Raw genomic sequence first — 12390 nt, forward strand, 5'->3', positions numbered from 1 at the left:
GCCATGGCATCGAGGTCGGGCCGCCCGGGGCTAGGGGGCGCTCTGGGGGCGGTAGGGGGTTAGTGGTGCGCCGGGCCGCCGTAGGGTCATCGCGAACAACCAACAATCCCCGAAGAAGCTCTCTGTTTCGACAATTGCCGCCGCGCTGACCCGTGAGTCGATATTGACCCGGGTCTGCCCGGCTGGGGCTAGTGGCGGGAGACGTAGATGGAGAACGAGGAGAAGCTTCTCGGGTACCTGAAGCGGGCCACCACGGATCTGCGTGAGGCCCGTCGGCAGTTGCGTCAGGCCGAGCGCCGGGAGTACGACCCGATCGCGATCGTCGGCATGAGCTGCCGCTTCCCGGGTGGCGTGGATGGCCCGGCCGCGTTGTGGCGGCTCCTGGCCGACGGGACCGACGCGGTCTCCGACTTTCCCGACGACCGGGGCTGGAACGTCGAGGACATCTACGATCCCGACGATTCCAAGGCCGGTAAGACGTACGCGAAGACCGGCGGTTTCCTTTCCGACGCCGCCCTTTTCGATCCGGAGTTCTTCGGCATTTCCCCGCGTGAGGCGATCGCCATGGACCCGCAGCAGCGGCTGCTGCTGGAGGCGTCCTGGGAGGCGTTCGAATCGGCCGGTATCGCCCCCGCCTCGGTGCGCGGCAGCCGTACCGGAGTGTTCGCCGGGCTGATGTACCACGACTATTCCAGCCGGCTGCCGGTGGTGCCCGCCGAGCTGGAGGGTTTCATCGGCAACGGCAACACCGGCAGCATCTTCTCCGGCCGGGTCGCCTACGTGCTGGGCCTCGAAGGCCCGGCGATCACCGTCGACACCGCCTGCTCCTCGTCACTGGTCGCGCTGCACCTGGCGATCCAGTCGCTGCGCCGCGAGGAGTGCACGCTGGCGTTGGCCGGCGGCGTGACGGTGATGGCCACGCCTGAGACGTTCGTCGACTTCAGCCGCCAGCGGGGCCTGGCCGCCGACGGCCGGTGCAAGCCGTTCGCCGCCGCCGCCGACGGCACCGGCTGGGCCGAGGGCGTCGGGGTGCTGCTGGTCGAGCGGCTCAGCGACGCCCAACGCCACGGGCACCGGGTGCTGGCCGTGGTCCGCGGCACCGCGGTCAACCAGGACGGTGCCAGCAGCGGCCTCACCGCCCCCAACGGTCCGTCGCAGCGCCGGGTCATCGCCGACGCACTGGCCAACGCCCGGCTCACCGCCGACCAGGTGGACGCCGTCGAGGCGCACGGCACCGGCACCCGGCTCGGTGACCCGATCGAGGCGCAGGCGATCCTCGCCACGTACGGCCAGGACCGGGAGCAGCCGCTCTGGCTGGGCTCGGTGAAGTCGAACCTGGGCCATACCCAGGCCGCCGCCGGGGTCGCCGGGGTGATCAAGATGGTGTTGGCGATGCGGTACGGCGTACTGCCCCGCACCCTGCACGTCGACCGGCCCACCCCGCACGTCGACTGGACGGCCGGCGACGTACGGCTGCTCACCGACGCCGTCGAGTGGCCGGACACCGGGCGACCCCGACGGGCGGCCGTGTCGTCGTTCGGCCTCAGTGGCACCAACGCCCACGTGGTGCTGGAACAGGCACCCCCGGTCGAGCCCACCGACCCGGCCGAACCCCCCGCCCCGCCCGCGGCCACCGGCTCGGCCGTGCCCGTCGCCACCGAGCCGCCGGTGCTGCTCTGGCCACTGTCCGGGCGGTCGACGGACGCACTGGCCGCGCAGGCCCACCGGTTGCGCGGCTTCCTCACCGACGAACGCCCGGTGGACGTCGGGTTCACCCTCGGTGCCGGCCGGTCCGCGCTGGAGTGCCGTGGCGTGGCCATCGGCGCGGACGTGGCCGAACTGGTGTCGGGTCTCGACGCCCTCGCCGCCGGCACCGGCCTGACCGGTCGGGCCGATCACGGCCGCACCGCCGTCCTGTTCACCGGTCAGGGTGCGCAGCGGGTGGGGATGGGTCGCGAGTTGGCGGACGCCTTCCCGGTGTTCGCGGCTGCCCTGGATGAGGTGTGTGCGGCGTTCGGGCCGTTGTTGGGTGGTGATCTGCGGGAGGTGATGTTCACCGATCCGGGTGGTGTGTTGGATCAGACGGGGTGGACGCAGCCGGCGTTGTTCGCGGTCGAGGTGGCGTTGTTCCGTTTGGCGGAGTCGTGGGGGTTGAAGCCGGATTTTGTGGCGGGTCATTCGATCGGTGAGTTGGCTGCCGCGCATGTCGCGGGGGTGTGGTCGCTGGCGGATGCGTGTCGGGTGGTGGCGGCCCGTGGTGGGTTGATGCAGGCTCTGCCGGCGGGTGGGGCGATGTTGGCGATCGCCGCGCCGTTGGCGGAGTTGGATCTCGGTGACATCGACGTCGCGGCGGTGAACGGTCCCCGGGCGGTGGTCGTCTCCGGTACCGAGGAGCAGGTCGCGGCGTTGGAGTCTCGTCTTGAGGTGAAGACGCGTCGGCTGCGGGTGTCGCACGCGTTCCACTCGCACCTGATGGACCCGATGCTGGCCGACTACGGGCAGGTCCTCCGTGGAGTGACCGCCAATCCGGCGGCAATCCCGTTGGTATCGACCGCGACCGGTGACCTCGCCACCGACGACGAACTCGGCTCGGTCGGGTACTGGCAGGGGCAGGTGCGGGGGACCGTGCGGTTCGCCGACGCGGTGGCCGCTCTGGCCGCCCGTGGGGTGACCCGGTTCGTGGAGATCGGGCCGGACAGTGTGCTCACCGCGATGGTCGCCGACTGCGTCGAAGACGCCACCGCCATCGCGCTCCAGCGCCGTCGACGCACCCAGGCCGGTCCGGCACAGCAGCCCGACGACAGCGCGCAACGGCACGACGACGGCCAGGTGCCGGCGTACGCGGCCGGAATGGCGCAGGCATGGGCCAGTGGGATCGAGCTGGACTGGTCGGCCGTCGACCCGGGTGGCCGACAGATCGACCTGCCCACCTACGCCTTCCAGCACCAGCGCTACTGGCTCGACGCGCCACCCGGGGCCGGCGACACCACCGGGCTCGGCCAGTTCCCCGCCGACCACCCGATGCTCGGTGCCGTCGTCGACCTGCCCGACACCGGTGGCGTGGTGCTCACCGGCCGGCTCGCCCGCACCGCCCAGCCGTGGCTCGCCGACCACGCGGTCTTCGACACCGTCCTCGTCCCCGGCACCGGGCTGGTCGAACTCGCCCTGCGCGCCGGTGACCAGGTCGGCTCACCGGTCCTCGACGAGTTGACCATCAACGCCCCGCTGGTGCTGCCCACCGACGGCGGTCTGGCCCTGCGGGTCACCGTCGACGCCGCCGACGACAGCGGCGCTCGTACCCTCGGCATCTGGAGCCGGCCCGACGACGCGACCGACTGGACCCGGCACGCCGAAGGGGTCCTGGTCCGGCAGGCCGGGGCCGACCCGGCCGCCGCCGACCTCACCGAATGGCCGCCCGCCGGTGCCGAACCCGTCGACCTCGACGGCCTCTACGACCGGCTGCGTGACCACGGCTACGGCTACGGGCCGGTGTTCCAGGGGCTGCGCGCGGTGTGGCGGCGCGGCGACGGCGACGCCGCCGAGGTGTGGGCCGAGGCGGCGCTGCCCGAGGTGGCCGCCGCCGACGCGCCCCGGTTCCTGCTGCACCCGGCGCTGCTCGACGCGGCCCTGCACGCCAACCTGGTCGACGAGGGCGCGGGCGACACCCCACTGCCGTTCTCCTGGCGCGGCGTCACCCTGCACGCCGCGCACGCCGCCGCCCTGCGCATCCGGATCTCCCCGGCCACCGGCGACAAACTGGCCGTCACCGTCGCCGACGGGCACGGCAACCCGGTCGCCACCATCGACCAGGTGGTGGCCCGGCCGGTCGCCGCCGACGCGCTCGGCGCCGCCGCCCGCAGCCGGCACCGCCACCTCTACGAGGTGACCTGGCAGCCCGTCCCCACCCCGGCCGCCGCCACCGACGACTGGACCGCCCTCGACATCGACGCGGAACTGCCCGAACCCGCGCCCCACACCGTCGTGGTCACCCTGGACCCGCCCGGCACCCCGCCGGCCGCCGTGCACGAGGCCACCGAACGCCTGCTGGGGCTGCTGCACCGCTGGCTCACCCACCCGGGGTACGCGCACAGCACGCTGGCCCTGCTCACCCGGGACGCGGTCGGGGCCGGTGACACCCCGGTCGACCCCGCCGCAGCGGCCCTGTGGGGGCTGCTCCGGGCCGCCGAAGCCGAACACCCCGGCCGGTTCGTGCTGGTCGACACCGACGCACCCGGCACCACCCACCTCGCGGCGGCCCTGGCCACCGGTGAACCCGAGGTGGCCGTCCGGGACGGGCAACTGCTGGTGCCCCGGCTGGCCCGGCTGCCCGTCGACACCACCGCCGACAGCCCGTGGCCCGTCGACGGCACCGTCCTGATCACCGGTGGCCTCGGCGGGTTGGGCAGCCTCGTCGCCCGGCACCTGGTCACCCGGCACGGCGTACGCCGGCTGCTGTTGACCGGGCGCAGCGGCGCGGCCACGCCCGGCGCGGCGGAACTGGTCGCGGACCTCACCGCCGCCGGTGCCGACGTGACGGTCGCCGCCTGCGACGTCGCCGACCGGGACGCGGTCGCCGCCCTGCTCGCCGGGCATCCGCTCGGCGCGGTCGTGCACGCCGCCGGCACCGCCGAGAACGCCCTGGTCGACGCGCTCACCCCCGCACAACTGCACCGGGTGCTGCGGCCCAAGGTGGACGCCGCCTGGCACCTGCACGACCTCACCCGCGACCACGACCTGACCGCCTTCGTGCTGTTCTCCTCGTCGGCCGGCTGGGTGGCCGGGGCCGGGCAGGGCAACTACGCCGCCGCGAACCTCTTCCTCGACGCGCTCGCCCAACGCCGCCGCGCCGACGGACTGCCCGCGACCTCGCTGGCCTTCGGCCTGTGGGCCACCGGCACCGGGATGGGCGGTCACCTCGACGACGCCGACCTGCACCGGATGCGCCGGCTCGGGATGCCCGCGATGACCACCGACGAGGGACTGGAGCTGTTCGACGCGGCCGTCGCCGCCGGCCGGGCCACCGCCGTACCGGTGCGGGTCGACCTGGACGCGCTGCGGCGGCGCACCGACGCGCTGCCGGCCGTGCTGCGCGGCCTGGTCCGCACCCCGGCCCGGCCCACCGCCGGTGCCGCGCCGGCCGGCGGCCCCCCGCTGGCGCAGCGGCTCGCCGGGCTCTCCGACGCCGACCGGGAGACCCTGCTGCTCGACCTGGTCCGCACGCACGCCGCCGCCGTGCTGGGTTTCCCCGGCCCGGCGTCGGTGGAACCCGGGCGGGCGTTCAAGGACCTCGGTTTCGACTCCCTCGCCGCCGTCGAGTTCCGCAACGTGCTCAGCACCGTCACCGGGCTGCGGCTGCCCGCCACCCTCGTCTTCGACCACCCCGAGCCCACCGCCCTGGCCCGCGCGCTCAAGGCCGAACTGGTGGTGCCCGACGCCGACCCGGCCGGTGCGGTCCTCGCCGACCTCGACCGGCTGGAGAAGGCCCTGGCCGAGGTGCCCGGCGACGAGCACGCCCGGCTGACCGCCCGGCTGGAGGCGGTGCTGCGCGGCTGGCAGGACCGGGCCGGCCGCCCCGACGACGACACCCCGCACGACTACGAGTCCGCCACCGACGAGGAACTGTTCGACGTGCTGGAGAACGAGCTCGGCATCTCCTGACGGCAGTCTCGACGAACCTCCGGCGCGGGAAAGATTGGTGTGAACGATGGCGAACGACGACAAGCTCCGGACCTTCCTCAAGCGCGCCACCGCCGAACTGCAACAGGCCAACCGGCGGCTGCGTGAGGTGGAGAGCCGGGACCAGGAGCCGATCGCGATCGTCGGCATGGGCTGCCGCTACCCCGGCGGGGTCCGGTCGCCGGAGGACCTGTGGCGGCTCGTCGCCGACGGCACCGACGCCATCTCCGGCTTCCCCACCGACCGGGGCTGGGACGTCGACGGCGTCTACGACCCGGAGCCCGGCAAACCCGGCAGGAGCTACACCCGGCACGGCGGTTTCCTCTACGACGCCGCCGACTTCGACCCGGGCTTCTTCGGGATGAGCCCGCGGGAGGCGGTGGAGACGGACCCGCAGCAGCGGTTGCTGCTGGAGGCGGCCTGGGAGGCGTTCGAGTACGGCGGGATCGACCCGACCGCCATGAAGGGCAGCGCCACCGGCGTCTTCGTCGGCGTGATGCACCACGACTACGTCGACAGCACCACCTCCGGCAGCCTCGTCTCCGGTCGGGTCGCCTACAACCTGGGCCTGGAGGGGCCGGCGATCACCGTCGACACCGCCTGCTCGTCGTCGTCGGTGGCCGTGCACCTGGCTTGCCAGTCGCTGCGCAAGGAGGAATGCGGGCTGGCCCTGGCCGGTGGGGTCGCGGTGATGGCCACCCCACAACTGTTCGTCGAGTTCAGCAGGCAACGTGCCCTGTCCCCGGACGGCCGCTGCCGCTCCTTCGGCGACGGTGCGGACGGCGCGGCCTGGGCCGAGGGCGTCGGGGTGCTGGTGCTGGAGCGGTTGTCCGACGCGCAGCGCAACGGGCACCGCGTCTACGGGTTGATCCGGGGTTCGGCGGTGAACCAGGACGGTGCGTCGAACGGGTTGACCGCGCCGAACGGGCCGGCCCAGCAGCGGGTGATCCGGGCGGCGCTGGCCAACGCCCGGCTCTCCGTCGCCGACGTGGACGTGGTCGAGGCGCACGGCACCGGCACCACCCTCGGTGACCCGATCGAGGCGCAGGCGGTGCTGGCCACCTACGGCCGGGACCGGGAGCGGTCGCTCTACCTCGGCTCGATCAAGTCGAACATCGGGCACGCCCAGGCCGCCGCCGGCGTCGCCGGGGTGATCAAGATGGTGATGGCGATGCGGCACGGCACCCTGCCGCGCACCCTGCACGCCGAGACGCCGTCCCGGCAGGTCGACTGGGACGCCGGTGACGTACGGCTGCTCACCGAACAGGTCGACTGGCCGGTGGTGGACCGGCCCCGTCGGGCCGGGGTGTCGTCGTTCGGAATCAGCGGTACCAACGTGCACCTCATCGTCGAGCAGGCACCCCCCGTGGAGGCCGTCGCGGCGGGACCGACGCCACCGGTCACCCTCTGGCCGGTGTCGGGACGCTCCCCCGAGGGGCTGACCCGCCAGGCCGCCCGGATCGCGGAGTTCGCCGCCGGCACCGATGCGCGTCCGATGGACGTCGGGTTCTCGCTCGGCGCGGGCCGGGCCGGGTTGGAGTTCCGGGGGGTGGCGGTCGGCCGGGAGGGGGCCGAGCTGTCCGCCGGCCTCGACGCCCTGGTCGCCGGCACCGGCCTGTCGGGTCGGGTGACCGGCGGTCGTACGGCGGTGTTGTTCACCGGTCAGGGTGCGCAGCGGGTGGGGATGGGTCGCGAGTTGGCGGCGGCTTTCCCGGTGTTCGCGGCTGCCCTGGATGAGGTGTGTGCGGCGTTCGGGCCGTTGCTCGACGGTGATCTGCGGGAGGTGATGTTCACCGACCCGGATGGTGTGTTGGATCAGACGGGGTGGACGCAGCCGGCGTTGTTCGCGGTTGAGGTGGCGTTGTTCCGTTTGGCGGAGTCGTGGGGGTTGAAGCCGGATTTTGTGGCGGGTCATTCGATCGGTGAGTTGGCTGCCGCGCATGTCGCGGGGGTGTGGTCGCTGGCGGATGCGTGTCGGGTGGTGGCCGCGCGTGGTGGTCTGATGCAGGCTCTGCCGTCGGGTGGGGCGATGTTGGCGATCGCCGTGCCGCTGGCCGAGTTGGATCTCGGTGACATCGACGTCGCGGCCGTGAACGGCCCCCGTGCGGTGGTTGTCTCCGGCACGGAGGAGCAGATCGCGGCGTTGGAGGCGTCGCTTGAGGTGAAGACGCGTCGGTTGCGGGTGTCGCACGCGTTCCATTCGCACCTGATGGACCCGATGCTCGCGGAGTACGGGCAGGTCGTCGATGGAGTCACCGCCAGTCCGGCAACCGTTCCGCTGGTGTCTACGGCGACCGGTGACCTGGCTACCGACGACGACCTGGGTTCGGCGGCCTACTGGCAGGGTCAGGTGCGGGGGACCGTGCGGTTCGCTGACGCGGTGGCCGCGCTGGCCGCGCGTGGGGTGACCCGGTTCGTGGAGATCGGGCCGGACAGTGTGCTGACCGCGATGGTCGCCGACTGCGTCGAGGACGCCACCGCCATCGCCCTCCAACGCCGCAAGCGTGAGCAGGTCGAGGCGTACGCGGCCGGGATGGCGCAGGCGTGGATCAGCGGCGTCGACCTCGACTGGGCGGCCGTCAACCCGGGCGGTCGGCAGGTCGACCTGCCCAGCTACGCCTTCGCCCGGCAGCGGTACTGGCTGGCCGCCCCCACCGCCGCCCCGGCCACCGTCACCGACGACTGGCGGTACCGGGTCGTCTGGCGGGGCACCGACCTGCCCGCCGGGCCGGAACTCACCGGCGACTGGTGGCTCGTCACCCCGGACCCGCTCACCGACGACCCCCGGGTCGCCGCCATCGCCGACGCGCTCGCCACCCGGGGCGCCACCGTCACCAAGCTCACCGGCACCGACCTGCTTACCGGCACCGACGCGCTCGCCGGCCGGGGCACCCCGAGCGGGATCGTCTCGCTGCTCGGCCTCGACGACACCCCGGACCCGTACGACGCCGGGCTGTCCGCCGGGGTCACCGGCACCGTACGCCTGGTGCAGGCCCTCGCCGCCGCCGACATCACCGGCCGGCTGTGGTGCCTGACCACCGGCGGGGTCGCCGTCGACCGGTACGAGGACCTGCCGCACGCCGCACAGGCCGGCCTCTGGGGTCTCGGCACGGTGCTCTCCCTCGACTACCCCGGCTGGTGGGGTGGCCTGGTCGACCTGCCCGCCGACTGGACGCCCGACACCCTCACCCGGCTCGTCGACGTGCTCGCCGACGGCAGCGAGGACCAGGTCGCCCTGCGTACCGCCGGGGTGCTGGCCCGGCGGATGGTGCGCTGGCCTGTCGCCGGCAGCCCCGACCGGCGCTACACGCCCACCGGCACCGTGCTCGTCACCGGCGGCACCGGCGGCATCGGCGCGCACCTCACCGAATGGCTCCTCGACCAGGGCGCCGAGCGGGTGGTGCTGGCCAGCCGGCGTGGCCCCGCCGCCCCCGGCGCCGCCGACCTGGCCGCCCGCCTGCCCGGCGTCCAGGTCGTCGCCTGCGACGTGGCCGACCGGGACGCGGTCGCCACGCTGCTCGACGGGATCGGCGACGACCTGACCGCCGTCTTCCACGCCGCCGGGGTGCTCTACGACCCGGCCCCCCTCGGCGAGACCGACCTCGATGACTTCGCCGCCGTGTGCCGGGCCAAGGTCCTCGGCGCGACCCACCTCGACGCCCTGCTCGGCGACCGGCCGCTCGACGCGTTCGTGCTGTTCGCCTCCGGCGCGGCCGTCTGGGGCAGCGCCGGGCAGGCCGCCTACGGCACCGGCAACGCCTGGCTCGACGCGTTGGCCCACCAGCGCCGCCGCCGGGGCCTGACCGCCACCTCGGTGGCCTGGGGCACCTGGGGTGGCGGCGGGATGGTCGACGACGAGGCCACCGGGCAACTCCTGCGGCAGGGCACCCCGCCGATGGAGCCGCGACTCGCCCTCGGGGCGTTGCGGCAGGTCCTCGACCACGACGAGAGCCACCTCGTGGTCACCGACATCGACTGGGCCCGGTTCACCCCGATCTACACCCTGGCCCGGCCCCGGCCGCTGCTCGCCGCGCTCCCCGAGGCCCAGCAGACCCCGGCCGCCGCCGCCCCGACCGCGCCCACCGACACCTCGGTGCTGGCCGGGCTGCCCGACGCCGAGCGGCTGCCGTACCTGCTGGACACCGTCCGCGCCCAGGTCGCCACCGTCCTCGGGTACGACGCGGCGACCACCGTGGACGTCCAGCGGCCGTTCCGGGAACTCGGGTTCGACTCGCTGACCGCGGTGGAGCTGCGCAACGCCCTCGGCGCGGCCGTCGGGCTGCGCCTGCCGGCCACCATGGTCTACGACCACCCGACCCCCACCGTGCTGGCCCGCCACCTGTACGACGAACTCGTCGGCACCGCCGCCCCGACCCCCGTCGCGTCCGGCGTCGGCGGCACCGACCCCGACGAGCCGATCGCCATCATCGGGATGAGCTGCCGCTACCCCGGCGGCGTCCGGTCCCCGGAGGACCTGTGGCGGCTCGTCGACAGCGGCACCGACGCGATCAGCGCGTTCCCCGTCGACCGGGGCTGGGACTCCGACGCCCTCTTCGACGCCGACCCGGACCAGCCGGGCACCAGCTACGTCCGCTCCGGCGGTTTCGTCTACGAGGCGGGCGCGTTCGACGCCGAGTTCTTCGGCATCTCGCCCCGCGAGGCGATCGCCATGGACCCGCAGCAGCGGCTGATGCTGGAGGTCACCTGGGAGGCGGTCGAGCGGGCCGGGATGGACCCGGAGGCGTTGCGTGGCAGCCCCGTCGGGGTGTTCGTCGGCTCCGGCGCCCAGGACTACGGTGACCTGCTCGGTCTCGCCCCCGCCGAGTCGGAGGCGTACCTGAGTACCGGCAGTTCCGCGTCGGTGATCTCCGGCCGGGTGTCGTACGCGTTCGGGTTCGAGGGGCCGTCGATGACCATCGACACGGCGTGTTCCTCGTCGCTTGTCGCGCTGCACCTCGCCAGCCAGGCGCTGCGGGCCGGGGAGTGCGCGACCGCCGTCGCCGGTGGGGTGCTGGTGATGTCGAACCCCACCCCGTTCGTGGCGTTCAGCCGGCAGCGGGGGCTCGCCCCGGACGGCCGGTGCAAGTCGTTCTCCGACGACGCCGACGGCACCGGCTGGTCCGAGGGCGTCGGGGTGCTGGTGCTGGAGCGGTTGTCCGACGCGCAGCGCAACGGGCACCGCGTCTACGGGCTGATCCGGGGTTCCGCCGTCAACCAGGACGGCGCGTCGAACGGGCTGACCGCGCCGAACGGGCCGGCCCAGCAGCGGGTGATCCGGGCGGCGCTGGCCAACGCCCGGATCACCCCCGACGCGGTCGACGCGGTCGAGGCCCACGGCACCGGCACCACCCTCGGTGACCCGATCGAGGCACAGGCGCTGCTCGCCACCTACGGTCGGGACCGGGACCGCCCCCTGTGGCTCGGCTCGATCAAGTCCAACATGGGTCACGCCCAGGCCGCCGCCGGCATGGCCGGGGTGATCAAGATGGTGATGGCGATGCGGCACGGCACCCTGCCGCGCACCCTGCACGCCGAGACGCCGTCGCGACAGGTCGACTGGGCGGCCGGTGACGTGCGGCTGCTCACCGAACCGGTCGACTGGCCGGCCGGGGACCGCCCTCGCCGCGCCGGGGTGTCGTCGTTCGGGATCAGCGGCACCAACGCGCACGTGATCGTCGAGGAGGCCCCGCCGGCCGAGCCCACCGCACCGGCCGCGACCCCCGAGCCGCCGGTGGTGCTCTGGCCGCTGTCCGCCCGGTCCGCCGGTGCGCTGGCCGAGCAGGCCGGCCGCCTGCGGGACTTCCGCACCGAGGAACGGCCGGTCGACGTGGGGCACTCGTTGTCCGCCGGTCGGGCGGCCCTGGACCACCGGGCCGTCGCCGTCGGCGGTACGGCCGCCGAGCTGGCCGCCTCCCTGGAGGCCCTGACCTCGGGAAGCGGCCTGTCGGGTCGGGTGACCGGGGGTCGTACGGCGGTGTTGTTCACCGGTCAGGGTGCGCAGCGGGTGGGGATGGGTCGTGACCTGGCGGCAGCTTTCCCGGTGTTCGCGCAGGCTCTGGATGAGGTGTGTGCCGCGTTCGGGCCGTTGCTCGACGGTGATCTGCGGGAGGTGATGTTCACCGATCCGGGTGGTGTGTTGGATCAGACGGGGTGGACGCAGCCGGCGTTGTTTGCGGTTGAGGTGGCGTTGTTCCGTTTGGCGGAGTCGTGGGGGTTGAAGCCGGATTTTGTGGCGGGTCATTCGATCGGTGAGTTGGCTGCCGCGCATGTCGCGGGTGTGTGGTCGCTGGCGGATGCGTGTCGGGTGGTGGCGGCCCGTGGTGGTCTGATGCAGGCTCTGCCGGCGGGTGGGGCGATGTTGGCGATCGCTGCGCCGTTGGCGGAGTTGGATCTCGGTGACGTGGACGTGGCGGCGGTGAACGGCCCTCGTGCGGTGGTTGTCTCCGGCACGGAGGAGCAGGTCGCGGCGCTGGAGGCGTCGCTTGAGGTGAAGACGCGTCGGTTGCGGGTGTCACATGCGTTCCATTCGCACCTGATGGACCCGATGCTCGCGGAGTACGGGCAGATCGTCGACGGTGTCACTGCGAGCCCGGCGACCGTTCCGTTGGTGTCGACCGCGACCGGTGATCTCGCCTCCGATGACGAGTTGGGTTCGGTCGGGTACTGGCAGGGTCAGGTGCGGGGCACGGTCCGGTTCGCCGACGCGGTGGCCGC

2 protein-coding genes are annotated in these 12390 nt (G+C 73.6%); both read left to right on the forward strand.

Annotation, left to right across the window (positions count from 1 at the left end; translation table 11 throughout):
• Positions 1-207: 207 nt before the first annotated feature.
• Positions 208-5658 carry an SDR family NAD(P)-dependent oxidoreductase gene (locus tag AB0B63_RS28395; RefSeq protein ID WP_357024204.1) on the forward strand — a complete coding sequence of 1817 codons (5451 nt, stop codon included), beginning with the start codon at positions 208-210 and terminating at the stop codon, positions 5656-5658.
• Between the two features lie 46 nt (positions 5659-5704).
• A partial coding sequence (locus tag AB0B63_RS28400) for a type I polyketide synthase (RefSeq protein WP_357024207.1) occupies positions 5705-12390 on the forward strand: 6686 nt, incomplete at its 3' end.

The organism is Micromonospora sp. NPDC049081, from assembly GCF_040648835.1.
Taxonomy (GTDB): domain Bacteria; phylum Actinomycetota; class Actinomycetes; order Mycobacteriales; family Micromonosporaceae; genus Micromonospora; species Micromonospora antibiotica.

Excerpts from the sequence above, each read along its gene's own strand:
- AB0B63_RS28395 (WP_357024204.1), top strand. The coding sequence starts at position 208 with ATGGAGAACGAGGAGAAGCTTCTCGGGTACCTGAAGCGGGCCACCACG.